Consider the following 22843-nt stretch of genomic DNA (forward strand, 5'->3'; position numbering starts at 1 on the left):
GATACGCAACACGGCAAGCGCCCGCGCGGCGGTCCTGGTCAGCATGGAGCCGGGCGCCTCGACCTTCTCGAGGTGAGCGGCGGTTCCCCGGCCGATGGTGGTCATGATGTCCTCCCAGATTTCGATGTCGTTGGATATGACGGTGCCGGACAGTTCGTCGCGGCGGCGGAGGCGAAGTGCCTGACTTCGATGGGACCAAGGTCCCGCCGGTCAGCGGCGGCCTTCGTGCACGACCGCGACCGAGCAGGCCGAATGACGCAGCACGTGCTGGCTCACCGAACCGAGCAGAGCGCCGGCACGCTGACCGAGCCGAGCAGACCGGCGACGCCGCTGATTCCGCGGCTGCCCAGCGCGATGAGGCCGGCGCCCTCGGAGCGCTCGATGAGGCTGATCGCGGCGCCCGCATGGACGATCGACGTCCTCGTCCGGACGGCCGGGTGGGTAGTTCGGGCGTTGCGCACGACCTCGTTCAGCATCCCGTGGACGGCCCGGTCGGTCTCCCCGTCCGGCCACACGCCGGGCGCGGCCATGGTGGCCGTAGCGGGGGCCCAGGTCGGCCATTCGTACGCGTAGATAAAGTCGACGCTTGCCCCCGTGCGGGCTGCTTCGTCGAGCGCCCACGCGGCCGCGGACCGCGCGCCGACCGATCGGTCGTAGCCCACGACAATGGTGCGAGCGGACATGACGTCTCCCTTCAGATGCCGGTCAGGCCGCCGGCGCGGTGGAACGGTGAACGATCAGCACGGGGCACTCCGAGTGGTGCAGAAGCTGCTGGCCGGCGGAGCCGAGCAGCGACCTGCTGACGACACCGTGTCCGTGGTCGCCCACGACCACGAGTTGCGCTCCGGCCGACGCGTGGACGAGCGCGGCCGCGGCGCCGTCGTGGGTGAGCACCACGTTCACCGGCACCTGGGGGTATTTCTCGGCCCACGGCTCGAGCAGTTCGTTCACCGCGGCCCGCTGGACCGCGTCCTCGTCCGGGGTGTCGACGTCGGCCGGCCGCACATTGGCGAGCCAGAGCGGGATCACCGGCAGGAACGCCCGGACAACGGTCAGCGGGGCCTGGCGAGCCGCGGCGTTCTCGATGGCAGTTTCCAGGACCGGCTCGGCCGCCGGGGTCTCGTCGAGTCCGGCCACCACCGGACCGGTCGGATTGGCCCTGCCGCGCACGACCACGACCGGGCATGTGGCTTGCGTGGCCACCCGCTGACTCACCGACCCGAGCAGCAGCCCGGCGAATCCGCCGCGGCCGCGGCTGCCCACGACCAGAAGGGCCGCATCACGCGAGACCCGCAGCAATCCTGCTGCGGCGTGCCCAATGAGCGTCCGGCTTTCGATCTCGATGCCGGGGGCGAGTGCCCGGGCGCGGTCGCGAGCCGCGGACACGATCGCCTCCGCGATCGCCCGCGCCACGTCGATGTACTCGTTGCCGATGTCGAAGCGGGACTCGTGCCAGTCCCATTCGTAGGCGTGCACGATGCGCAGCGGGGCCCGGCGCCGCCGAGCCTCAGCGGCTGCCCATTCGACGGCGGCGGTGCCGCAGGCTGTGCCGTCCGTGCCGACCACGACACTCGGGTTCCTCATGTCCGCTCTCCTTTCGATCCACTTCGATCCTTGAGCGCGTGGTGGCACCGAGGCAGGGCGCGAGGTCCCGTCCGCGTGGGCCGAAGGGCTCTGGAAGCACAGGCCGGGCGGCGACACCCTGAGAGGAGGGAGCGAGGAGGAGGAACGATGACCACCACGATCAGTCCGCCCGCCCGGGACGTCCTCACCGAGTGCGTCCGCACCGCCACGGCCGCGCCGTCGCTGCAGAACAGTCAGCCCTGGCAGTTCCGGATCCGCGGCTCCCGCATCGACGTGTACGCCGATCCGTCGTGTCATCTGCCCGTGCTGGACCCCGACGGTCGCGAGCATCTGATCAGCGTCGGCGCGGCCGTCTTCACGCTGCGGCTGGCGATCCGGCGGAGCGGTTACCGGTCCGACCACGTACTGTTTCCCGACGCCGGCCGGCCGGACCTGGTGGCCCGAGTTACCGCCACCGGCCCGTCGCCGGTGGCTCCAGCGACGGAGGCGCTCGCCGCAGCAATCCCGCATCGCCACACCAACCGGTGGCCGTTCGCACAGACGACCGTTCCCGTGGCTGTGCTCGACCACCTGCGTGAAGCCGCTCGTCGCGAAGGTGCGCTGCTGGCCGCCACCGGTCCGGCCGGCCGGGACGCGGTGCTGCGTCTGGCCCGACGCGCGGATCACCAAGTGCGGGCGCGACCCGGCTACCGCGAGGAGTTGCGCCGCTGGACGGCCACCGGTCCGCGGCCCGACGGCGTACCGAGGTGGGCGGCCGGCCCGCAGGACTCCTGGGACGCACTGCCGATCCGGGAATTCGCCGAGCCCGGGGGTGGCCCACACCCGAGTGACCGCTTCGAGCCGTACCCCACGATCCTCGTTCTGGCCACTCGCGGCGACCAACCCTCGGACTGGGTGCGGGCCGGGCAGGCCCTGCAACGGGTCTTGCTCACCGCTACCTGGCACGGCCTGGCGACGATGCCCATCAGCCAGCCGATCGAGGAGCCGTCGGTGCGCCGGCTGCTCCTCGACCCGGCCTCAGGGCTGACGGCGCAGATGCTCGTGCGGGTGGGTTACGGACGCACCGTCGGCCGGACCCCGCGGCGCCCGCTGGCCGAGGTGCTGCTGTCGACCGGCCGCCGACGGCCCACCTGATCATCCAGGACCAATGCGTGGCCGTCGAGGAAACCGGCCGCGGCGTCTTCGAGGACAAGGCCGTCAAGAACCGGACGGCCACATGCCCTCGCCGTGCGGGACCTTCGGCCCTGATGACCCGATGGCCCCCACCCGATCCTGGAGAGCAGATCGACAGGAGGGGACATCGTGGGGATCACCGCAGTCGGCGCCACCACCGGCCTCACCACCGCGGAGGCGCTGGCGCGTCTCGGGAAGGACGGCCCGAACTCGGTCGCCGCGCCCCAGCGGCGCCGGCTGGTGGGCCGGGTCGGACGTCAGCTTGCCGATCCCCTGGTCGCGCTGTTGCTGGCCGCCGCGGTGGTGACGAGTCTGCTCGGCGACCTGCCGGACACCGCCGTCATCGTCCTGGTCGTCACGGTGAACACCCTGATCGGAGTCGTGCAGGAGGTGCGCGCCGACGCGGCGATCGCGGCGCTGGATCGCCTCGCCGCCCCCACCGCGCGTGTGGTGCGCGACGGCCACGACCGCATCCTGCCGGCCGCGGAGCTGGTACGCGAAGACTTCGTACGTCTGGAAGCCGGGGATGTCGTCCCGGCCGATTTGCGTCTGGTCGAGGCGGAGCGGGCGAGCTTCGACGAATCGGCGCTGACCGGGGAGTCGGTGCCCGTGCATCGGGCGGCCGGTGAGGAGGCCGCGTCCGGGACGGTGCTGACCAGCGGCCGGGCCGGCGGATCGGTGCTGCGGACCGGTCCGGCCAGCTCGCTGGGCCACATCACCGCCCTGGTCGCCCGCACCAAGCCCGCACCCACTCCCCTGCAGCGCCGCATCGCCGCGCTGGGCCGGACGCTGGGCATCACCGCTGTCGCCGTCTCCGGCGTCGTCTTCGCGCTGGGCGCCCTCGCCGGTCAGCCGATCGCGCGGATGGCCATCACCGCGGTCAGCCTGGTCGTCGCGGCCGTGCCGGAGAGCCTGCCCGCCGTCGTGACGCTCACCCTGGCGCTCGGCGCCCGGCGCATGGCCCGCACGCGAGCCATCCCGCGCCGTCTGCACGCCGTCGAGACGCTCGGCTCGGTCACCGTCATCGCCTCGGACAAGACTGGAACGCTGACACAGAACCGCATGGCGGTGCAGCAGGCGTTCACCGCGGACGGCGTCCGGCACACGATCACGGGAGCGGGCTACGCCCCCGACGGCGAGATCCAGCCCGAGGTCTCCGACGCCCTGCGGTTGCTCGCCCAGGGCGGTCTGCTCTGCAACGACGCCAACCTCATCCCGCCCGCCCCGGGAGACGACGGCTGGACAGCGGCCGGTGACCCCATGGAAGCCGCTCTACTCGCTTTCGCCGCCCGTTGCGGTCTGGAAAGCACCGCCGAGCGTGCGGCCGCGCCCCGCGTCGCGGAACATCCGTTCGACCAGGCGAGCCGCCGCATGACCACTGTGCACCGGATCGGCGACGAAAAGTTCCTGGTCATCACGAAGGGCGCGCCGGAGAATGTCCTGGACCAGGCGATCGACGCGGATCTGCTCGACACCGCCGGCATCCTGGCCGCGGACGGACTGCGCGTGCTGGCCGTCGCCACCGCGGTCACGACGACCCGGCCCGATCCGGCGCGGCCGCCCGCGTTGCGAGCCGCGGGCCTGGTCGGCATCGGCGACCCGCTGCGCCCGAGCGCGCGCGACACCGCGGCGGCGTTCGAGGCGGCCGGCGTACGCCTCCTGCTGATCACAGGCGATCACCCGGCCACCGCCGCCGCGATCGGCCGGAAGCTGGGCATCCTCGGAACCGGCGACCGGGTTGCCACCGGCGACCCCTCGATCGACGCCCGGGTCTACGCGCGGACCGCGCCCCAGCAGAAACTCGACATCATCGCCGGTCTCCAGCGACGCGGCGAGGTGGTCGCCATGACCGGGGACGGCGTCAACGACGCGCCCGCCCTGCGCCGCGCCGACATCGGCGTCGCGATGGGCAGCGGCACCGAGGTGGCCCGCCAGGCGTCCGAACTGGTCCTGGTCGACGACAACCTCGCCACGATGGCCGACGCGATCGGCGAGGGCCGGCGCATCTACGACAACATCCGCCGCTTCTTGCGGTACGCGCTCTCGGGCGGCATCGCCGAGCTCCTGGTGATGCTGGCCGGCCCGCTGGTGGGCATGCCGATCGCACTGCTGCCCGGCCAGTTGCTCTGGATCAACCTGTTGACCCACGGCATCCCCGGAGTCGCCCTCGGCGCCGAGCCGGCCGAGGCCGGCGTCATGCACCGCAAGCCCCGCTCGCCGCAGGAATCCGTGCTCGGCGACGGCCTGCTCCTCAGCGTGCTGGCCGGTGGGGCCTGCCTGGCCGCGGTGACGCTGGGCGCCGGGGTGATCGCGAACTGGCTGGACCGTCCGTGGCAGTCGGTGATGTTCGTCGTGCTGGGCCTGGCCCAGCTCGGCGTCGCCCTCGCCGTCCGGGCCAAGGCAGCCCCCGGCGTGACACGGAACTGGTCTCTGCTCGCGGCCGTGGCGTTGTCCGGGACTCTGCAGGTCGCCGGCGTGCTGCTGCCGCCGCTGCAAACCCTGCTCGGCACCGAGCCGCTCACCCTCACCGAACTGCTGGCCTGCGCGTTCGCGGCGATGATCCCCGGGGCGGCGCTGCGCGTCATCCGGCGCTGAGGCTCAGTGACCGTCGACCGGAGAGTGCTCACCGAACAGGCGGGTCGCCAGGACCGCGGCCTGGGTGCGCCGCTCGAGACCGAGCTTGGCCAGGACACTGGAGACGTAGTTCTTCACGGTCTTCTCGGCCAGGAACATCCGCCCGGCGATCTCCCGGTTCGTCAGCCCCTCGGCGACGAACTCGAGGATCCGGCGTTCCTGCTCGGTCAGCGCGGCCAGTTCGCGCGGCTGTTCCACGCCGTGCCGGATGCGTTCCAGCACGCGCTGCGTCACGGCGGGGTCGAGCAGGGACTGCCCGTCGGCGACCCGGCGAACCGCGTCCACGAGGTCGGTGCCCCTGATCTGTTTCAGCACGTAGCCCGACGCGCCCGCCATGATGGCGGCGAACAGCGCCTCGTCGTCCTCGTAAGAGGTGAGGATGAGCCCCTTGATGGTCGAGTCGACGGCACGCACGTCACGACACACGTCGATGCCGTTGCCGTCGGGGAGCCGGGCGTCGAGGATCGCCACCTGCGGGCGCAGCGCGGGAATGCGACGGGTCGCCTCGGCCGCCGACGCGGACTCGCCGACGACCTCGATGTCGCCGGCGGCCTGCAGGAGGTCGGCCAGGCCGCGCCGGACCACCTCGTGGTCGTCCAGAAGATAGACGCGGATCATTCGTCCGTTGTACCCCGGCCCGCGAGTGACGTTCCAGGGCCGAAGGTCCCGTCGCCAGGTCAGATCGCGGTCCCGACCACCGGTGATGATCGGGACCAATGACCCTGACAGTCGTGGAGCCGCGGGACGATGATGGCAATGAGCCCACCGGACGCAACCGGACCGGGCGGCCGAGCCGAACAGTGGCGGCCGAAGAGCCGCGAGACCCACCGTCGCCAAGACGGAAGGCCGGCCGTACCCCGGATGTATCCGGTGGGCCCTTCGACCTGAGGAGGAATCGTCATGATTGCCCACGTCGGCGACCGCATCGTGCTGGAGGGCACCCACCTGGGCGACGCCCGCCGCACCGGGATCATCGTCGCGCTCGGCCACACCGACGGGTCGCCGCCCTACCAGGTTCACTGGCTCGACAACGACCGGACCACGCTCATCTTCCCGGGCGCCGAAGCACGTATCGAACAGAAGGACCCCGATCTCGACCGTCGCTAGTCCTCGGGGTCGGCTGTGGTCCCCTCCGCCCGGCGAAGAGGCATCGGGACCGTGGCTATGGCCCGGTAGGGCGCTGTTCCGACGGCCGGCGTCTCAGGTGGTGTCGTCGCCGGCGAGCCGGGCCGGACGATGGTGCTGGGCCACAACCGCGGTCGCCGGCGCGCCGCCAGATCTTCGGCCCAGCCGAACGCGAGCACGGCCAGCACTGTCAGCAGCAACGCCAGCACAAGGTCGGTCACGGCCGCCAGAGGCCCACCCAGTTCGTCGAGGGCGATCACGGCCAGCAGCGGCCACACCGCCGCGATCGCGGTGTTGTGCCACAGGTAGATGGTCACGGCCCGACCGTTGATCAGGGTAACGATGCGGTCCAGCGGGCCCGCTGCGGCCAGCCAGCCCATCGGCGGCTGCCAGCGAAGCACCACCAGCACGAAGCCCAGCGACCACAGTGCCTGCGCCTGCGGGAGGTCGTTGAGATCCCAGCTTCCGGACGTCGACGCCCACACGAGGGCGGCTGCCCCGAGGACGAACGCAATCGTATAAGCCAGCCACGGCCGTACCCTGGCCAACCGTCCGTCGTGGTGGGCGAAGCCGGCGATCCAGCATCCCCCGTAGGTCGCGAAGTCCCACAGGCCGGTGTCGGCCGTTTCCGGCAGCGGGAGCTCGGTCACCTCGAGAACCGCCATGATCAGCAGTGGTACGCCGAGGGCGGCGAGTCCGATCTTCCGCCACAGCGCGAACAGCAACGGCGACAGCAGCACAAACCAGACGTACGCCCGTAGGTACCAGAGCGGCTCCCAGATGTCGACGGCCTGATCGCTGCCGGGCGGATCACCGAGCGGCAAGATCCAGAAGATCAACGCAGGCACGCTGAACGGATGCTCGCCGTCGCTCTCGCTCGCCCATCCGGCGATCAGCATGACCGGCACCGCGATCACACCCAGCAGCCACAGCGGAGGCAGCAGACGCCGCAGCCGTGAGGTGACAACCCTGCGGGCGGGACGTCTGGACAGCGACGCGGCCGTCAGCGATCCGGCCAGGGCGAACATGACACCCATCGCGGGAAGCAGGATGGACAGCCACGGCCAGCCGAACAGGTGGTAGACGATCACACGAACGATCGCGGCGGCACGAAGCAGATCAAGATAGCGATCTCGCACCGCCGCGTTCCTCCTCAGCCGATCGCGACGCGGGCACGCGCCCGGGCGGGTTCGCGCATGGCCCTCAGCGGCACACCCAGGCCGTAGGTGATGAAGTGACCGGTGGGACGGATCTCGAGGATCGAGCAGTTCGCACGCCGGTCCGGAGGCACCAGCCGGTCGAGCCGGGGCAGATGGTCCAGATGATCGCCGGAATGCACCACCGCGACGGCCGAGAAGCTCACGGTGGCCGGCGGGATCGGAAACACCGACGACAGGAGACCACCACGGCGGATCGGCACCGTCACCGCGACGAGGCCGTCCACAGCCATGTGCCGTGCCTTCCAGCTGTCCTTGGCGACGGCCACGAACAGGCTGCGGCCCTCGATGGCATAGACGACGCCGCTGGAACGGGGCGCTCCCGCGGGGGTGACATGGCTGAGCACGGCGAACGAGGCCCGCCTCATGGCACGCCAGACATCGTCGGCGGTCAGCGACGTCATCAGACCGGCTGGGCGGATCGAAGTCGACATGGCAACTCTCTTCCTTGCTCCCACAACACTCCGCAAGCCTTCTCGGCGGCAGGGCCGAAGGGCTCCGCCGGCCGTGGGATCCGCGTTGTTCACCCGGCCCGGCGTTGCCTGAGCAGTCCTCGCACGACGAGCAACGCCGTGATCGCCACGATCTGGCCGCCGAGCACGATGCGGTTGACGTCGATCGCGGGATGCCAGGAGACCTTGCCGTTCCGGAGCACGAAAACGCCCAGTCCGCGTGCCGTTGTGCCGAACCCGCCGCCTGAACCTTCGGGACGGCCCTCGCCGGCCGGGCCGGATCCGCCGCCACCGCCCGCGCCACCGCTTATCTTGGCGACCGGCAGCAGCACCGTGCCGTTCTCGGCCACCGGTGCTCCGAACACCCGGCCCGCACCGTTCTCGGTCACCGCGGCTCGCAACGAACCGAGGACGTCCGTTCCCTCAGCCGAGGTCACCATGCCGCCCACCCTCTTCCGGATCGGGGCCGGGCTCCTCGCGCGCCGGCGCATCAGTTCCACGCTGGGCCGGCGGGATCGCATGCGGCAGGGCCGAAGGGCCCTTGCTGACGGCCGGTCGTGTCAGACCTCGGACGCCTCCGCACCCGTGCCGGCCCTCGCCGGGTCGAGGGCTTCCCGCCACCCGGGTGGGACGAGCAGGACCGGGCAACCCGCCCGCTGCCGGGCCGCCGGACGCCAGGACTCGTACAGCAGCTCGGCGAAGCTGCCGCTGCGGCCTACCCCGGCGACGAGCAGACGGCCACGGCGCATGGCGCCCTCAATGGTGTACGGCATGTCGAGCTCGTTGACGAGGAGGCGCTCGACCGGCACGTCGGGGAAGCGTGTCCGCCACTCGGCCAGCGCCGCGTCGAGGGTCTTCTCGGCCACCGCGCACTCCGCGGCGTAGGCGCCGGCGGCCACAACCGGAGGGATGCCTTCCGCTGCCCCCGGCCGGGTCCACATGTGCACGGCCACGAGCCGGGTCGAGAACACCGACGCGCGCGAGAACGCGTATCCCAGGGTGGCGCCGGCCTCGGGCCGGGCGGAGGTTGACACCACGACCGGGCCGGAAACCGGATCGCCGGCGCGATAGACGAGCAGGGGGCAACTGCTGTGATGCGCCAGATAGGCCGTGGTCGGGCCCCAACCGGAGCGGACTGTGACGTCGTCACGGTGCCCGACGACAAGCAGCCGGCTGAACGCCGACGCCTCGGCGAGCTGTATCGCCGCACCACCGTCCAGCAGTTGCTTTCGCACGCGCAGGCGCGGATGTTCCCGCCGGACCCGGGCCACCGACAGCTCGAGCAGTCGCCGCGCGTCGGATCGTGCCGGGATGGTGCCGCGGCCGCGGAAGGATCCGGTGTAACGGCCCGGCCAGACGTGGGTGATCACCAGCGGCGACCGGCGTTGGACAGCCTCCGCCGCGGCAAGATCGACGATCGCCTGGACGGCGCGCGAGCCGTCCACGCCCACCACCACCGGCCGGTCCTCGTACATCCCTGCGTCGGTGTTCATAACCGCAGGTTAAGCGGGTGCGGCGGGTGGTGACACAGCCCACGGACAGGTAGGCGCGGGCCGAAGGTCCCGAAGCGGGCGATGCGACCGACCCTGTACGCCCGTCCGGGAGGCGTCGACGATGGAGAGAGAAGTGGAGGTGTCCACCATGACGGTCGCCATCATCGCCATCCTGGTGCTGCTGGGCCTGCTCATCGTCGCGGGCCCCATGCTGGAGAGCATCATCGACCGGATCTGGCCGCCGGGGGCAGGTCGCCACCGCTGACGGCCGGAACCGCCGGGCCGGACAGTGAACGGTGCCGCGACCCCGGGGTCGCGGCACCGTGGTGCGACGTGCGGTCACTGTGGCGAGCCGGTCTCCGGCAACGGCGCGGGTGGACCCTGCTGAGGGCGGCGGCGGATGCGACGCAACCGCGAACGCAGACGTTCCTGCATCAGATCGGTCGCCTCCTGCAGCGTCTCACCCACCGCGTGCACGTGCAGACCCACCCCGTTGACGTCGACATGCGCGTCGACCCGGTCGCCGGGCGCGGCCGCGTCGAGGGTCAGCGACGTGCGCAGGACGGGGGCAGGTGCGTGGTGCAGTGCCGCCTCCAGTTTCGCCACGGCGTACGCGGCAGCCTCCGGCGCAACCTCGCCGTGCGTATGAACCTGAGGGCTGATGACTTGTTCGATACGAGTCATGACGCCTCCCTGACTGTGCCCCGGGCCGTGTCGCCGGGTCGTATCCAAACGATCAACTTCGGATGGGCGAGCTCAGTAGGGTCGTTCGTCACTACTTCCAACTCCGGGCAGGATCGTCAGGCCGCCGGCTGGAGCCGCCCGTGGGGTTCGCCCGATGCCCGAGATCTTCGGCCATCCGCTGTTCCCCGGGTCCGTAGCGAGGGCTAGCGTGGCAACATGGGTGATAGGTCGGCATTCGATGACCGGGTCGATCCGCCGTCGCTCGGGCTCAGCCCGCTGTCCCGGCTCCGGCTCGACGAGCTGCTGAAGGAGATGCTCGACCGGGTCGGTGACGTGATGGCCAGCCGTGAACGGCTGCGGGCCCTGCTCGACGCGGTCGTCGGCATCAGCACCGACCTCGACCTGCGCAGCACCCTGGTACGCATCGTGGAGGCCGCGTGCTCCCTGGCCGGCGCCCGCTACGGCGCGCTCGGGGTGATGAGCCCCGACCGCACCGAGCTCGCCGACTTCATCACCCATGGCATCGATCCCGAGACCCACGCGAAGATCGGCGACCTGCCGCGCGGCCGAGGTGTCCTCGGCGTGCTCATCAGCGATCCTGAGCCGGTGCGGCTGCCCGATATCACCCGGCACCCCGACTCGTTCGGCTTTCCGCCGAACCATCCGCCGATGCACAGCTTCCTGGGCGTCCCGGTGCGCACCCACGACCAGATTTTCGGCAACCTCTACCTGGCCGAGAAGCAGGGCGCGCCCGAGTTCAGCGACGACGACGAAGAGATCGTGATCGCCCTCGCCGCCGCGGCCGGCGTCGCGATCGACAACGCCCGTCTCTACGCTCTGACCCAGCGCCGGGAGCGCTGGCTGGCCGCCACCGCCGAGATCACCCGGGTGCTGCTCGGCACTGTTCAGCGCACCGACGCGCTGCGGCTGATCGCCCGGCGCGCTCGTGAGGTGACCGACGCCGACCTGGTGATGGTCATGCTCTACGACGAGGAGAACTCCCGCTACACGATCGAGGTCGCCGACGGGACCGACCCGGCGTGCGGCGCCCTCGTCGGCAAGATCGTTCCGGTCGACCGGGCTGTCGCGGCCGAGTTCGGACGCGAGAAGTTTCGCGCGGTGCCGAACCTTCGCGCCGCCACCGAATGGCCCGGTCCAGTGCCCGACAGCCCCGCCATGTCCGCGCCGCTCGCCGGCGCCGACACCCTGCACGGCGTGCTCATCGTGACCCAGCCCGTCGGCGAGGTACCCACCGACGAGGACGCGGTGCAGTTGTCGACCTTCGCCGGGCAGGCCGCCCTCGCCCTCGAGCGTGCCCGAGCCCAGGAGGAACGGCAGCAACTGGCGGTGCTCGAGGACCGCGAACGCATCGCCAGGGATCTGCACGACGTGGTCATCCAGCGACTGTTCGCCACCGGCATGCACCTTCAGGGAGCCGTTCAGCAGGCCGGCCGGCGCGAGGTCGCCGACCGCATCAACACGGCCGTCGACGACCTGGACGCCACCATCCGCGACATCCGCCGGTCCATCTTCGAACTGCGGGCGCCGGTCGGCCCGTCACTGCGCAGCGATCTGCGCGAGGCGATCGACACCGCAGCCGAGGCTCTGGGCTTCCAGCCCGTCCTGGACACGTCCGGCCCGGTCGACAGCGCCGTCCCCGACGACATCAAGCCCGAACTGCTCGCCGTGCTGCGCGAGGCGCTGTCCAACATCGTGCGGCATTCCCGGGCCACCGCCGTACGGGTCTCCGCGCGGGCCGCGGACAACGAGATCCGGCTCAGCGTCGAGGACGACGGCACCGGGTTCGACCCCGCCCGGGCTCGGGGCGGCATCGTCAACATGGGCGAACGCGCGAGCGACCTGGGTGGCACCTTCGAGATCGGCCCCGGCCCGAACGGAACGGGCACCGAGGTGACCTGGCGAGTGCCGCTCGGCGCATGAAACAGGACCTTCGGCCCTGAACGGTCACAGGGCCGCCCGGCACCGTTGTTGGATACACCCGCAACGGAGGTCCCCTTGAACGGCTACGACGACGCGGATCTGCGGGCGGCGGCGGCCGCGGGCATCCGAGCGCCCTCCATGCACAACAGCCAGCCGTGGCGTTTCCGCCTGCACGAGGGAAACATCGAGGTTCTCGCCGACGCGGCACGGCAGCTCGAGATCGCCGACCGATCCGGCTGGGCGATCCGTCTGGCCGCCGGCGCCGCCACCTACAACGCTCGCCTTGCCCTGGCGGTCCGGGGCCGGCCGGCCGAAGTATGGCTGCGGCCGGTGGCGGCCGAACCGGGGATCTTGGCTCAGCTCGTGCGCGGATCCGACCGGCCACCGACCACCGCCGAACGCGACCTTCTCGCCGCCGTCCCCCACCGGCACAGCAACCGGGCTCCCTTCCGGCCCGACCCGGTGCCGGCCGACACCCGGATCCGGCTCATCCAGGCCGCCCGGGACGAGGGCGCCTGGCTCGATCTGCTGGTTGGCACGACCGCCCTCACCGCCTTTTCGGAGATCGCCGGCAGCGCCGACCGGGTTCTGCGGCGCAACACCGCCTACCAGACTGAGCTCGCCGCCTGGACGCACGCCGACCAGGCGCCCGACGGCATTCCGGTCCGCGCCGGGGCGCCACCGCCCAAACCGTACGACCTGCTCCCCCAGCGTTTCCTCGGCGACCAGGGCCGGGCCGACGGTCTCGACTACGAGCCCGAGCCGCTGGTGGGCATCCTGGGCGTCTCCGGCGACCTGCCGATCGACCACCTAACCGCCGGTCAGGCCCTGCAGAAGGTCCTGCTCACTGCCACGGACGCCGGGCTGGCCGCCTCGATGATGTCCCAGCCGATCGAGGTCACGGCCGCCCGTGATCAGTTGCGCCGCTCGCTCGGCCGATCGGGCTTTCCCCAGATGACTCTCCGCATCGGCTACGGCGAACCCGCGGGATCCGCGCCACGGCGCTCGGTGGACGAGGTAATGGCTCATCGGGACGAAGTACGGCAGAGCTGATCAGTTCGTGGCCTGACACGACCGTCGGGACCTTCGGCCCTTTCCACCGTGGGACCTTCGTGCTCAGGCTGAAGGCCGACGTCCCAGGAGGCCGGCAATGACCACGGCGACCACCCTGAAACCGCTCGCCGAAGGGGCCGACCTGCACCCCCTCGGAGCCCCGGCATCCATGCTGAGTTCGATGCTGGCGCCCCGGTCGGTGGCGGTGGCAGGCGCCATGCAACAACACGGCCACGCCGGGTACGAGGTGGTGCACGCCCTGCGTGACTACGGATTCCGCGGTCGGTTGTACCCGGTCCACTGCTCGCGCCGGTCCGTCTGCGGCATCCCCGCCTTCGACGCGATGGCCGATATTCCCGCCGCCCGGAGCCGACGGGCGCCGCCGACCGGCGCACGCCCCCCGCAGCGCGTCAGGGCCGAATGACTCTGACGCAGCCCGGCGGGGCGGGCGGAACCTGATCCTCGACGACGACCACGACGAGGTGATCACCATGACCAATCCGGTAGTGCACTGGGAGATCGGCGGACCGGACCTGGCGGCGCTCAGTGACTTCTACGGCAAGGCGTTCGGCTGGGCCATCCGAGAGGAGGAGCCCGGCTACGCGATGGTGCAGGCCGTCGTCGGTGGACTGGGTGGGGGGCTCATGCAGGCCCGCGGCGAGATGGAGCCTTACGTGACGATCTACGTTCAGGTCGACGACCTCGACGTCGCGTTGCATACCATCGGCGAGCTCGGTGGCGCGACGCTCGTGCCACCCACGCGGATCAACGACAAGGCGACTTTCGCGCTGTTCCGCGACCCGGCGGGCAACACCGTGGGCCTGCTGCGGGCTACGGGGCCCATCCTCGACTGACCACCTCGGCGCGCCTGGGGCGTGATCGGTCGAAGACAGGACTCATGGCCCTGGTGGCGGGTCCGATGACGGGGAGACGATGGAATCGAGTTCGCCGGCACGTGGGTGACGATCCAGGGTGGTGGAGCAAGCTCCGCCATGGACCCGAGGAGGGCCCGGCCGGCGAACCCACCGGCTGCGGTGCGACCCGGCGATGTCTGTCGCCGCCGACCCGGACGGGCCGGTCGTGGCCGGGGTGGATCAATCACCGGCTGCCGGCGCTCCTCGGATCCACCGGCCCGCAACTCCCGCGTCACGCCGACTGCCCCGTCCTCATCGCCCGCCCGGCAGGCTGACAGGAGGCCGGCAATGGACAACGGTTCGGTCATCCACAAGGACAGGGCCACGCGCGCCCGATCCAACCTCGACAACTACGTGTGGACGCGACATGACTTCACCTGGGCCCGAGCCCGAGCGTGGCTCAGCGGCCTGCCTGACGGTCAAGGGCTGAACATCGGGTACGAGGCAGTCGACCGGCACGCCCGGTCGAGCCGCCGGGACAGCGTGGCCCTCGTGATCCTCGGACCGGGCTCGACGTCCTCCGAGGTCACCTACGGTGAGCTGGCCGAAGCGACCAGCCGGTTCGCCAACCTTCTGGGCGAGTCCGGGGTACGGCGCGGCGAGCGGGTCTTCGTGCTGCTCGACGGGGGCTGGGAGGCGTACGTCGCCGGCCTGGCCGTCCTCAGGTACGGCGCGGTCCTGACCACGCTGCCGGCCGGCCGCGCCGCCGAGGCGCCTCGATGCCTGGCCGCGAGCGAACCAGCTCTCCTGCTCACGACCGAGGACCTGTACGACCGGACAATCGCCCCGGTACGCCGGCACCTCGCCGGCCTCCGGGAGGTCCTGCTCACCGGGGAGCGCCTCGACGCGGCGCTCGAGAAGATGCCCGCGGACTTCACGGTTCCGCCGACCGACCCGCAATGGCCCGCCATGGTGCACTTCACCGCCGGAACATCGGCGGCCACGGCCGGCGTGGTGCACGCGCACGAGTCGGTCGTCGCGCAGCTGGCTTCCGCGACCTACGCCCTCGATCTGCACGACGACGACACCTTGCAGGTCTCGGTGGCCGCCGGACGGCTGACCCACACGGCGTACGGCATCATCGCGCCCCTGGTCCGTGGCATCAGAACCGTGATCGACACCACCCCGGGGCCGTTGCTTCTGCCTCGCGACGCGAGGGTGTCGGTCTGGTACGCACCGGCCGAAGCGCTGAACCGGCTCTGCGCCGAACGATCGCCGCACCCGCCACCGAAGTCGGTGCGCCTCGTGGTGGCCGAGGGTGGCGGGCTTCGCCCCGACGCGGTCGTCCGCAGCCGTTCGAGCATCGGGCAAACGGTGCACGACACCTGGTGGCAGACGGAGACCGGAGCCATCCTGATCAGCAACTACGCCGGGCTGGACGTACGGCCCGGCTCCATGGGCCTGCCGTTGCCCGGGGTCACGGCCGCGGTCGTGCGGAGAACCGGCCCGGGTCAGGTCGTGCCGATCGGGGCGCCGGACATCGAGGGCGAACTGGCCGTCCGCGCGGGGTGGCCGTCGATGTTCCAGCGCTATCTCGCCGAGCCGGGACGCGTCGGTGACTGCTTCGCCGACGGCTGGTACCTCACCGGCGACCTCGTCTCCCGTGACGCCGACGGCTATTTCTGGTTCGCCGGGCGCGCACCGGCGAGATCGTGAAGGAGGCAACGACGAGACCGGACCCTGAACCCGGCGGCCGTTGGACCCGCACCGCGTGCACCCTCTTTCGTCTGACGGCGGAGGCCCGACCTGCTCTGTACGCACCGACTTCCGGCCCTGCCACCGCCGGTGGATCGCCGATCTGCTGGAGGAAACGCCTTCTGGGAGGTGACATGAACCGCTATCCGTTGCGGGTCGAGGCACGCCATGACGCCACGCTGAGCCGCTGGCTGTGGCTGGTCAAATGGTTGCTGCTCATCCCGCACTACATCGTCCTGCTGGTGTTGTGGACCGGCGTGGTGGTCCTGACCTTGGTGGCTTACCTGGCGGTGCTGTTCACCGGCCGCTATCCGGCTGCCCTACGCGCCTACAACCTCGGCGTGCTCCGCTGGACATGGCGAGTCGGCTACTACGGCTACCAGGCACTCGGCACCGATGCCTATCCGCCGTTCACTCTCGCGGACGTGCCCGGCTATCCGGCCCGGCTCCACCTGGAACCCGACGGCCCGCCACCGCGCTGGCTCCCGCTGGTCGCGTGGCTCTTCGCGATCCCCCACCTGGTCATCCTGGGCGCCCTGACCGCCGCGGGCACCCGCGGCGACAACGTCCCGATCAGCGTGGTCGGCGCCGCGCTGCTCGTGGCCGGCCTGGCCCTGCTGTTCACCGGCAGGTACCCGCGCGGGCTGCACGACCTGCTCGTCGGCGTCGCCCGGTGGAACCTGCGAGTGATCGCCTACCTGACCCTGCTCACCCCGCGGTATCCCCCGTTCCGCCTGGACCAGGGCGAGACCGAGCCGGTTCCGCCGCCCGACGACCCGATCGGCACAGTGGGATCGGTGCACAACCCGCACCGGAGCTCGACCGCGGGATCCGTCGTCGCGCTGGTGGCCGGAGTGCTGCTGCTGGCTCCGGCGGCTGGCCTGGCCATCGGTGGTGGCGCGTTGCTCAGCCTGGACTCGGCACGCGACCGCAACGGCTACGTGGCGGCGCCCACCCTGCAGCTGAACACCGCCACGGCCGCCGTCACCGCGGAGAATCTCACCATCGGCGGCTCCGACCAGTGGGCCCGCAACGTCGCCGATGTCGGCGGGCTGCGCGTGACCGTCGCCTCGCCCTCCGGGCAGCCTCTGTTCATCGGCATCGGTCCGCAGGACGACGTCGACGCATGGCTGTCCGGCACCGCGCACGACCGATTGATCGGAGTCAACTCCGGCGCGGGGCGCTACGACCGGATCTCCGGCGTGTCCCGAGCGGTCGCCGACCCGGCCGCCCAGCCGTTCTGGCTCGCCACCGGCACCGGCCCCGGCGCCACCCTTCGGTGGAACGTCACCGACGGCAATTTCGCCGTCGTCGTGGCCAACCTCGACGGCACGCCCGGTGTCGCCGCCGACGTCGAAGGCGCGATCCAGGTTCCCGACCTGACCGGCCTGGGCGGCGGCCTGCTCGCGACGGGCATCGTGCTCGGACTGATCGCGATCGGGTTGATCGTGCTGGGCGGCGTCGGGATCGGCCGCCGGCACAGCCCTCCGCCGCCGGCCGCCGGACCGACCGGCACGGCGCCGCAGCAGATCCCCCCGGTCACCGTGGGTTCGTGAGCAAATAGTTGTGGCCCGGGCCGACGGCCCGGGCCACAACTTTCGCGCTGCCGTGGTCAGCCGATGCCCATGCCCATGCGCACACCGTGCGTCTGACGGTCGTCGTGGCGCCAGGCCAGCGAGGACTGGACCTCGACCACGCCGGGCACCTGCCGGGTCAGTCGCTCGGCGATCTCGGCCGACGACCAGCGGTCCACCTGCCCGGCCAGCGTGACCACGCCGTCGGCCACGGCAGCCGTCACCGTCGTGTCCTCGTCGTCCACGTATGGCCGCAGCACGCCTGATTCGATGTCCGCGAGAATCTCCTCGTCCGCCCGCAGGTGGGCCTTGAGCAGGTCGCCGCGGGACACGATCCCGATCAGCCGCCCGAGGTCGTCGATCACGGGCAGCCGTTTCACGCTCTCCTGGTCCATCAGCCGCGCGGCCGCGGCGATCGAGGTGCCGCTGAGCGCCACGACCGCGGGAGCGCTCATCAGGTCCGCGACGGACCGCGCCTTGGCCTTGCGGCGCTCGCCGCGGCGCCGCCGGCTCTCGAAGAGCCGGGGCCACTCGTCGCCCGCGTACTCGATCTTGCGCAGCAGGTCGGCCTCGGACACCACTCCCGTCACGTGGCGGAAGGCGTCGATCACCGGCACCGCGCTCAGCCTGTTCTCGATCAGCAGGTCGACCACATCACGGTAGGAGGCGGCCGCGTCCACGGACAGAACCTCCCGGGTCATCACATCGTCGACGTTCCAGCTCCTCACGGTGCCCTCCTTCGGGGTTCTTCACTTCGGACGGTACGGCCGTTCGCGACGACCGCAGCAGGGCCGAAAGGCCCGGCCGTCCAGGACGTGCGGGGCCGTCCGGCCCTGCTGCCGGGCGCTTCGGCAGGCACGGTCGTCTCCGGGAAGCCTGAGGACGTGTCCGCCGACTGGATCACTGGTCAAAGGCGCACGGCGGGCGCGGCGAATGCCGCGGGACGGCCGTGGTGCCGGCGGTGCGCGATCGAAACGATGCCGGCATAGGAGACAACTGCGGCGCCGGCGACCGTGGCGGCCAGGCCGAACAGCGGGAACGTGGCGGATACGGCGAAGGCGATCAGATTCTTGCGTGTCATGGCAGGACTCCCTTTCTGCGGCTTCAGGAGAACGCCGTCGGGGGGTGTCGGAGCAGAGGCGAAGTCCCACGCCCGCCGGGACCAACGGCCCTGCCGCGGCGGATCACCGGCGTCGAGGCTGAGCAGAGAGGGACAGGAGGAGAGTCATGGCTGGTGGATGGCGTGGTTTCCGGGGGACGACCTGGCGGAACACGATCGATGTGGCGGCCTTCGTGCGGGACAACGTCACCCCGTACGCCGGAGGGTCCGAGTTTCTCAGCGGCCCGACCCACCGCACCGTACGAATCTGGGAGCAACTAGAACGGATGTTCCCCGAGGAGCGGCGGCGTGGCATCTACGACGTGGACGCGCACACCCCGTCGGGCATCACCTCGCACGCGCCCGGCTGGATCGACCAGGACCACGAGCTGATCGTCGGCCTGCAGACCAGTTCGCCGCTGCGCCGGGCGATCATGCCGAACGGTGGCCTGCGCATGGTCCAGGCCGGCCTGGCCGCGTACGGGTTCAGCCTCGACCCGGCCGTGAAAACGATCTTCAGCCGGTACCGCAAGACGCACAACGACGGCGTCTTCGACGCGTACCCCGCCGACGTCAAGGCCGCGCGGCGCTCGCACATCATCACCGGGCTCCCGGACGCGTACGGTCGTGGCCGGATCATCGGTGATTACCGCCGGGTCGCCCTCTACGGCGTGGACCGGCTCATCACCGAGCGCCTGGAGCGCAAGGCCGCCCTCGACGAGCACCCGTCCACCGCTGACGTGATCCGCGACCGGGAGGAGCTGGCCGAGCAGGTCCGCGCGCTCGAGGAGCTGCGGTTCATGGCCGAGCAGTACGGCTACGACATCACCGCGCCGGCCACCACGGGGCGCGAGGCGATCCAGTGGCTGTACTTCGCCTACCTGGCCGCGACCAAGGAGCAGAACGGCGCGGCCATGTCGCTCGGCCGGACTTCGTCGTTCCTGGACGTCTATCTGCAGCGCGACCTGGACGAGGGTCTGTTGACCGAGCAGGAGGCGCAGGAGCTGATCGACGACTTCGTCATCAAGCTGCGCATCATCCGGTTCCTGCGCACCCCCGACTACGATCAGCTGTTCTCCGGCGACCCGACCTGGGTGACCGAGGCGATCGGGGGTCTCGGCGCGGACGGACGGCCGCTCGTGACCCGCTCGAGCTTCCGCTACCTGCAGACCCTCTACAACCTCGGTCCCGCGCCCGAGCCGAACCTGACCGTGCTCTGGTCGCCGCGGCTGCCCGAGGGCTTCAAGCGGTTCTGCGCGCAGGTGTCCATCGACACGAGCTCGATCCAGTACGAGAACGACGACCTCATCCGCCCGGCCTACAGCGACGACACCGCGATCGCCTGCTGCGTCTCGGCCATGCGGGTCGGCAAGGACATGCAGTTCTTCGGCGCCCGCGCCAACATCGCCAAGGCCCTGCTGTACGCCGTCAACGGTGGCCGCGACGAGATGACCGGCGAGCAGGTCTTCACGGGCGAGCCGATCGCCGAGGACGTGCTCACTTTCGAGACCGTCATGGCCGCGTACGACCAGACGCTCGACTGGCTGGCCGAGACCTACGTCGACGCCCTCAACGTCATCCACTACATGCACGACAAATACGCCTACGAACGCCTCGAGATGGCGCTGCACGACTATCCCGTGCACCGGTTCCTCGCGACCGGGATCGCCGGTCTGTCGGTGGCCGCCGACAGCCTGAGCGCGATCAAGTACGCCCAGGTGAAGGTGGTACGCGACGAGACCGGCCTGGTCGTCGACTACTCGGTCGACGGCGAGTTCCCGGCCTTCGGCAACAACGACGACCGGGTGGACGCCATAGCGGTCGATCTGGTCGAGCGGTTCATGGCGAAGATCCGCCGGCAGCAGGCGTACCGAGGGGCCGAGCCGAGCCTGTCCGTGCTGACCATCACGTCGAACGTCGTCTACGGCAAGCACACCGGCAACACGCCGGACGGGCGCCGGACCGGCGAGCCGTTCGCGCCCGGGGCCAACCCGATGAACGGCCGCGACAAGCACGGCATGGTCGCCGCCGCCCTGTCGGTTGCGAAGCTGCCCTTCCGCTCGGCTCGCGACGGTATCTCGCTGACCATCACGGTCACTCCCGACGGCCTGGGCCACACCCGCGACGACCGGATCACCAACCTGGCCGGCGTCCTGGACGGCTACACCGACAGCGGCGGTTTCCACATGAATGTCAACGTGCTCGACCGGGCGACGCTCGAGGACGCCATGGCGCACCCCGAGAACTACCCGCAACTGACCATCCGGGTGTCCGGATACGCCGTGAACTTCGTCAAGCTCACCCCCGAGCAGCAGCGGGATGTCATCTCCCGCACCTTCCACGGGTCGCTGTGATGGTCACGACGGCCCGGACCGTCACCGGCTCGCTCCACTCCTTCGACATCTCGACGGGAGTGGACGGGCCGGGCACACGGTTCGTCGCGTTCCTCGCCGGTTGCCCGCTGCGGTGCCTGTACTGCCACAGCCCCGACACCCAGTTCCGCCGTTACGGCGGCCTGACGACCGTCGCCGACCTGCTCACTGAGATCCGCCGGTACGAACGCTTCGTGAAGGTCGCCGGCGGCGGCGTGACCATCAGCGGCGGCGAGCCGTTGCAACAGGCCGGCTTCACCCGCGAGGTGCTGCGCGGCTGCAAGGAGATGCGGCTGCACACGGCGCTGGACACGAGCGGCTTCCTGGGTGACCGGGCCGACGACGATCTGCTGGACGCCGTCGATCTGGTGCTCCTCGACATCAAGAGCGGCGATCCCCGGACGTACGCCGAAGTGACCCGCACCGGCCGTCTCGAGCCCACGGTCCGCTTCGCGCATCGCCTCGCGGAGCGGGGCAAGCCGATCTGGGTACGCTTCGTCCTCGTCCCCGGCCTGACCGACGACCCGGCGAACGTGGACGCGGTGGCGGCCGTCGCGGCGGGCGTGCCCACCGTCGAACGCGTCGAGGTGCTGCCCTTCCACCGCCTCGGGGAACAGAAGTACGCCGCGCTGGGCCTGCCGTTCCCGCTCGCCGGCACACCGGCCCCCAGTGTCGCCCTGCTGGAACGGGTACAGGGCCAGTTTCGCGACCACGGCCTGACCGTGTACTGACCGGTCCGGCGACACGGGACTTCCGGCCCTGAACGGGCACTGCCGCCGAACGGCACGCTGGTGAGGAGACACGATGACGGAGGTTCCGACCATGACGCCCACCGAGCAGGCCCCTGTTGCCCAGCACGCGCCGACCCTGTTGTACGGCGAGGGAGACCTGCGCTCGGCGGCGATCGCGGGAATCCGAGCCCCGTCGATGCACAACAGCCAGCCCTGGCGGTTCCGGCTGCGCGACGGCGCGATCGAGATCCTCGCCGACCCGGACCGGCAGCTCGCCGTGGCCGACCGCTCCGGCTGGGCGATCCGCGTCGCCTGCGGGGCCGCCACCTACAACGCCCGGCTGGCCCTGGCCGTCCGTGGCCGGCCCGCCGAGGTGCACCTGCGCCCGACCTCGGAGGTCATCGCGCGGCTCACGCCAGGCCGCGAACGTCCACCGACGTACGCCGAGGAAGCCCTCTACGCCGTGATCCCCCGCCGGCACAGCAACCGGTCGCCGTTCTGGCCCGAACCGGTGCCCGCCGAGCTCCGGATGCGCCTCGTCCAGGCGGCCCTCAGCGAACACGCCTGGCTCGATCTGCTGGTCGGCGTGGTCGCCCTCACCGGATTCGCCGAGATCGCCGGCAGCGCCGACCGTGTCCTGCGCCGCGACAACGAATACCAGTCCGAGCTCACCGGCTGGACCCGCACGGACGACCGCGCCGACGGCGTGCCGGCCCGCGCGGGAGGGCCCCGGCCGGAACCTCAGGACCTGCTCCCCCAGCGCGATTTCGGCGATCGTAGTCGCGCCCCCGGCCGCGACTACGAGCCCGAGCCTCTCGTCGGGATCCTCGGCGTGCCCACCGACCGGCCGATCGACCAGATCACCGCCGGCCAGGCCCTGCAGAAGCTTCTGCTCACGGCGACGGATTCCGGCCTGGCCGCCTCGCTGATCTCCCAGCCGATCGAGGTACCGGCCGCCCGTGACCAGCTCCGCCGGTCGTTGAACCGCACCGGCTTCCCCCAGATGGCGCTGCGCCTCGGCTACGGCATGCCCGGCCACCCGTCACCACGCCGCGACGTCACCGAGGTGCTCGCGCCGTGAGGGCGATCGGCTTCGGGCTCA

Annotated in this window: 24 protein-coding genes; 13 read left to right on the forward strand and 11 right to left on the reverse strand. The window is 71.1% G+C overall.

Annotated features, from left to right (window positions below):
* Nucleotides 1–210 precede the first annotated feature (210 nt).
* Genes EER30_RS50130 through EER30_RS42910 form a run of 3 tightly spaced genes read right to left on the reverse strand, consistent with a single transcriptional unit; the run spans nucleotide 211 to nucleotide 1584 of the window.
* Nucleotides 211–276, reverse strand: a complete 66-nt coding sequence (locus EER30_RS50130; RefSeq protein ID WP_432417599.1) for a hypothetical protein — start codon at nucleotides 274–276, stop codon at nucleotides 211–213.
* A complete protein-coding gene (locus tag EER30_RS42905) occupies nucleotides 273–683 on the reverse strand; it encodes a universal stress protein (protein WP_164842714.1) in 411 nt (136 codons plus the stop codon). The genes EER30_RS50130 and EER30_RS42905 overlap by 4 nt, the downstream gene beginning before the upstream one ends.
* A gap of 22 nt (nucleotides 684–705) precedes the next feature.
* Nucleotides 706–1584, reverse strand: coding sequence for a universal stress protein (locus EER30_RS42910; protein ID WP_127507979.1), 879 nt, complete (start codon nucleotides 1582–1584; stop codon nucleotides 706–708).
* A 147-nt stretch (nucleotides 1585–1731) separates the two neighbouring features.
* Here EER30_RS42910 and EER30_RS42915 point away from each other — a divergent pair, with 147 nt between their 5' ends.
* Together EER30_RS42915 and EER30_RS42920 are read left to right on the forward strand one after the other, a co-directional pair.
* Nucleotides 1732–2718: an Acg family FMN-binding oxidoreductase gene (locus EER30_RS42915; protein WP_127507981.1), complete on the forward strand. Its 987-nt coding sequence runs from the start codon at nucleotides 1732–1734 to the stop codon at nucleotides 2716–2718.
* Between the two features lie 168 nt (nucleotides 2719–2886).
* Nucleotides 2887–5352 (forward strand): cation-translocating P-type ATPase, encoded by a 2466-nt coding sequence (locus EER30_RS42920; protein ID WP_240670680.1) that lies wholly within the window; start codon nucleotides 2887–2889, stop codon nucleotides 5350–5352.
* A gap of 3 nt (nucleotides 5353–5355) precedes the next feature.
* Here the strand turns inward: EER30_RS42920 and EER30_RS42925 are convergent, their stop codons facing one another.
* Nucleotides 5356–6009: a response regulator gene (locus EER30_RS42925; protein WP_127507984.1), complete on the reverse strand. Its 654-nt coding sequence runs from the start codon at nucleotides 6007–6009 to the stop codon at nucleotides 5356–5358.
* A 282-nt stretch (nucleotides 6010–6291) separates the two neighbouring features.
* On the opposite strand from EER30_RS42925, the gene EER30_RS42930 reads away from it, so the two are divergent.
* Nucleotides 6292–6498: a DUF1918 domain-containing protein gene (locus tag EER30_RS42930; RefSeq protein WP_127507986.1), complete on the forward strand. Its 207-nt coding sequence runs from the start codon at nucleotides 6292–6294 to the stop codon at nucleotides 6496–6498.
* Here EER30_RS42930 and EER30_RS42935 read toward each other — a convergent pair.
* The 4 genes from EER30_RS42935 to EER30_RS42950 form a co-directional block, all read right to left on the reverse strand.
* Entirely contained in the window at nucleotides 6495–7655 is a 1161-nt protein-coding gene (locus EER30_RS42935) for an acyltransferase family protein (protein ID WP_127507988.1), read from the reverse strand. The genes EER30_RS42930 and EER30_RS42935 overlap by 4 nt on opposite strands.
* Before the next feature lie 14 nt (nucleotides 7656–7669).
* Nucleotides 7670–8167 carry a pyridoxamine 5'-phosphate oxidase family protein gene (locus EER30_RS42940; protein WP_127507990.1) on the reverse strand — a complete coding sequence of 166 codons (498 nt, stop codon included), beginning with the start codon at nucleotides 8165–8167 and terminating at the stop codon, nucleotides 7670–7672.
* Nucleotides 8168–8256: 89 nt separating this feature from the next.
* Complete coding sequence (locus EER30_RS42945; protein WP_127507992.1) at nucleotides 8257–8625, reverse strand: spore germination protein GerW family protein; 369 nt, start codon at nucleotides 8623–8625, stop codon at nucleotides 8257–8259.
* A 120-nt stretch (nucleotides 8626–8745) separates the two neighbouring features.
* Entirely contained in the window at nucleotides 8746–9678 is a 933-nt protein-coding gene (locus tag EER30_RS42950) for a universal stress protein (RefSeq protein ID WP_127507994.1), read from the reverse strand.
* A gap of 121 nt (nucleotides 9679–9799) precedes the next feature.
* On the opposite strand from EER30_RS42950, the gene EER30_RS47725 reads away from it, so the two are divergent.
* A complete protein-coding gene (locus tag EER30_RS47725) occupies nucleotides 9800–9943 on the forward strand; it encodes a hypothetical protein (RefSeq protein ID WP_164842715.1) in 144 nt (47 codons plus the stop codon).
* Between the two features lie 74 nt (nucleotides 9944–10017).
* On the opposite strand, the gene EER30_RS42955 is transcribed toward EER30_RS47725, so the two are convergent.
* Nucleotides 10018–10362 (reverse strand): HPF/RaiA family ribosome-associated protein, encoded by a 345-nt coding sequence (locus EER30_RS42955; RefSeq protein WP_127507996.1) that lies wholly within the window; start codon nucleotides 10360–10362, stop codon nucleotides 10018–10020.
* Nucleotides 10363–10578: 216 nt separating this feature from the next.
* On the opposite strand from EER30_RS42955, the gene EER30_RS42960 reads away from it, so the two are divergent.
* The 6 genes from EER30_RS42960 (at nucleotide 10579) to EER30_RS42985 (ending at nucleotide 17521) form a co-directional block, all read left to right on the forward strand.
* On the forward strand, nucleotides 10579–12303 hold the full coding sequence (locus EER30_RS42960; RefSeq protein WP_240670681.1) for a GAF domain-containing sensor histidine kinase: 1725 nt from the start codon (nucleotides 10579–10581) through the stop codon (nucleotides 12301–12303).
* 75 nt (nucleotides 12304–12378) lie between these two features.
* Nucleotides 12379–13356, forward strand: a complete 978-nt coding sequence (locus EER30_RS42965) for an Acg family FMN-binding oxidoreductase (RefSeq protein WP_127507998.1) — start codon at nucleotides 12379–12381, stop codon at nucleotides 13354–13356.
* Nucleotides 13357–13453: 97 nt separating this feature from the next.
* Complete coding sequence (locus tag EER30_RS42970; RefSeq protein ID WP_127508000.1) at nucleotides 13454–13780, forward strand: CoA-binding protein; 327 nt, start codon at nucleotides 13454–13456, stop codon at nucleotides 13778–13780.
* 67 nt (nucleotides 13781–13847) lie between these two features.
* Nucleotides 13848–14210, forward strand: coding sequence for a VOC family protein (locus EER30_RS42975; protein ID WP_127508002.1), 363 nt, complete (start codon nucleotides 13848–13850; stop codon nucleotides 14208–14210).
* 348 nt (nucleotides 14211–14558) lie between these two features.
* Nucleotides 14559–15926, forward strand: a complete 1368-nt coding sequence (locus tag EER30_RS42980) for an AMP-binding protein (protein WP_164842716.1) — start codon at nucleotides 14559–14561, stop codon at nucleotides 15924–15926.
* 173 nt (nucleotides 15927–16099) lie between these two features.
* Nucleotides 16100–17521: a DUF4389 domain-containing protein gene (locus EER30_RS42985; protein WP_127508006.1), complete on the forward strand. Its 1422-nt coding sequence runs from the start codon at nucleotides 16100–16102 to the stop codon at nucleotides 17519–17521.
* Between the two features lie 56 nt (nucleotides 17522–17577).
* Here the strand turns inward: EER30_RS42985 and EER30_RS42990 are convergent, their stop codons facing one another.
* Nucleotides 17578–18267 (reverse strand): CBS domain-containing protein, encoded by a 690-nt coding sequence (locus EER30_RS42990; RefSeq protein WP_127508008.1) that lies wholly within the window; start codon nucleotides 18265–18267, stop codon nucleotides 17578–17580.
* Nucleotides 18268–18446: 179 nt separating this feature from the next.
* The gene (locus tag EER30_RS47730) at nucleotides 18447–18620 is read right to left on the reverse strand and encodes a hypothetical protein (RefSeq protein WP_164842717.1); all 174 of its coding nucleotides are present in this window, start codon (nucleotides 18618–18620) and stop codon (nucleotides 18447–18449) included.
* Nucleotides 18621–18766: 146 nt separating this feature from the next.
* On the opposite strand from EER30_RS47730, the gene pflB reads away from it, so the two are divergent.
* The 3 genes from pflB to EER30_RS43005 all read left to right on the forward strand — a co-directional run bounded on the left by pflB (nucleotide 18767) and on the right by EER30_RS43005 (nucleotide 22822).
* Entirely contained in the window at nucleotides 18767–20992 is a 2226-nt protein-coding gene (gene pflB / locus EER30_RS42995; RefSeq protein WP_127508009.1) for a formate C-acetyltransferase, read from the forward strand.
* Nucleotides 20992–21741 (forward strand): pyruvate formate-lyase-activating protein, encoded by a 750-nt coding sequence (gene pflA, locus EER30_RS43000; protein ID WP_127508011.1) that lies wholly within the window; start codon nucleotides 20992–20994, stop codon nucleotides 21739–21741. Before pflB ends, pflA begins: the two co-directional genes overlap by 1 nt.
* A 91-nt stretch (nucleotides 21742–21832) precedes the next feature.
* Nucleotides 21833–22822 (forward strand): Acg family FMN-binding oxidoreductase, encoded by a 990-nt coding sequence (locus EER30_RS43005; RefSeq protein WP_127508093.1) that lies wholly within the window; start codon nucleotides 21833–21835, stop codon nucleotides 22820–22822.
* Nucleotides 22823–22843 lie beyond the last annotated feature (21 nt).

This window comes from Actinoplanes solisilvae (assembly GCF_003999975.1).
GTDB classification, from domain to species: Bacteria; Actinomycetota; Actinomycetes; order Mycobacteriales; family Micromonosporaceae; genus Actinoplanes; species Actinoplanes solisilvae.

What these genes read in the sequence shown, in the direction of transcription:
- EER30_RS42905 (WP_164842714.1), bottom strand. Translation starts at nt 683, where the DNA reads ATGTCCGCTCGCACCATTGTCGTGGGCTACGACCGATCGGTCGGCGCG.
- EER30_RS42940 (WP_127507990.1), bottom strand. Translation starts at nt 8,167, where the DNA reads ATGTCGACTTCGATCCGCCCAGCCGGTCTGATGACGTCGCTGACCGCC.
- EER30_RS42970 (WP_127508000.1), top strand. Translation starts at nt 13,454, where the DNA reads ATGACCACGGCGACCACCCTGAAACCGCTCGCCGAAGGGGCCGACCTG.
- EER30_RS42955 (WP_127507996.1), bottom strand. Translation starts at nt 10,362, where the DNA reads ATGACTCGTATCGAACAAGTCATCAGCCCTCAGGTTCATACGCACGGC.
- EER30_RS47730 (WP_164842717.1), bottom strand. Translation starts at nt 18,620, where the DNA reads ATGACACGCAAGAATCTGATCGCCTTCGCCGTATCCGCCACGTTCCCG.
- EER30_RS42975 (WP_127508002.1), top strand. Translation starts at nt 13,848, where the DNA reads ATGACCAATCCGGTAGTGCACTGGGAGATCGGCGGACCGGACCTGGCG.
- EER30_RS42980 (WP_164842716.1), top strand. Translation starts at nt 14,559, where the DNA reads ATGGACAACGGTTCGGTCATCCACAAGGACAGGGCCACGCGCGCCCGA.
- pflB (WP_127508009.1), top strand. Translation starts at nt 18,767, where the DNA reads ATGGCTGGTGGATGGCGTGGTTTCCGGGGGACGACCTGGCGGAACACG.
- EER30_RS42915 (WP_127507981.1), top strand. Translation starts at nt 1,732, where the DNA reads ATGACCACCACGATCAGTCCGCCCGCCCGGGACGTCCTCACCGAGTGC.
- EER30_RS47725 (WP_164842715.1), top strand. Translation starts at nt 9,800, where the DNA reads ATGGAGAGAGAAGTGGAGGTGTCCACCATGACGGTCGCCATCATCGCC.
- EER30_RS42950 (WP_127507994.1), bottom strand. Translation starts at nt 9,678, where the DNA reads ATGAACACCGACGCAGGGATGTACGAGGACCGGCCGGTGGTGGTGGGC.
- EER30_RS42960 (WP_240670681.1), top strand. Translation starts at nt 10,579, where the DNA reads ATGGGTGATAGGTCGGCATTCGATGACCGGGTCGATCCGCCGTCGCTC.
- EER30_RS42985 (WP_127508006.1), top strand. Translation starts at nt 16,100, where the DNA reads ATGAACCGCTATCCGTTGCGGGTCGAGGCACGCCATGACGCCACGCTG.
- EER30_RS43005 (WP_127508093.1), top strand. Translation starts at nt 21,833, where the DNA reads ATGACGCCCACCGAGCAGGCCCCTGTTGCCCAGCACGCGCCGACCCTG.
- EER30_RS42910 (WP_127507979.1), bottom strand. Translation starts at nt 1,584, where the DNA reads ATGAGGAACCCGAGTGTCGTGGTCGGCACGGACGGCACAGCCTGCGGC.
- pflA (WP_127508011.1), top strand. Translation starts at nt 20,992, where the DNA reads ATGGTCACGACGGCCCGGACCGTCACCGGCTCGCTCCACTCCTTCGAC.
- EER30_RS42930 (WP_127507986.1), top strand. Translation starts at nt 6,292, where the DNA reads ATGATTGCCCACGTCGGCGACCGCATCGTGCTGGAGGGCACCCACCTG.
- EER30_RS42925 (WP_127507984.1), bottom strand. Translation starts at nt 6,009, where the DNA reads ATGATCCGCGTCTATCTTCTGGACGACCACGAGGTGGTCCGGCGCGGC.
- EER30_RS42945 (WP_127507992.1), bottom strand. Translation starts at nt 8,625, where the DNA reads ATGGTGACCTCGGCTGAGGGAACGGACGTCCTCGGTTCGTTGCGAGCC.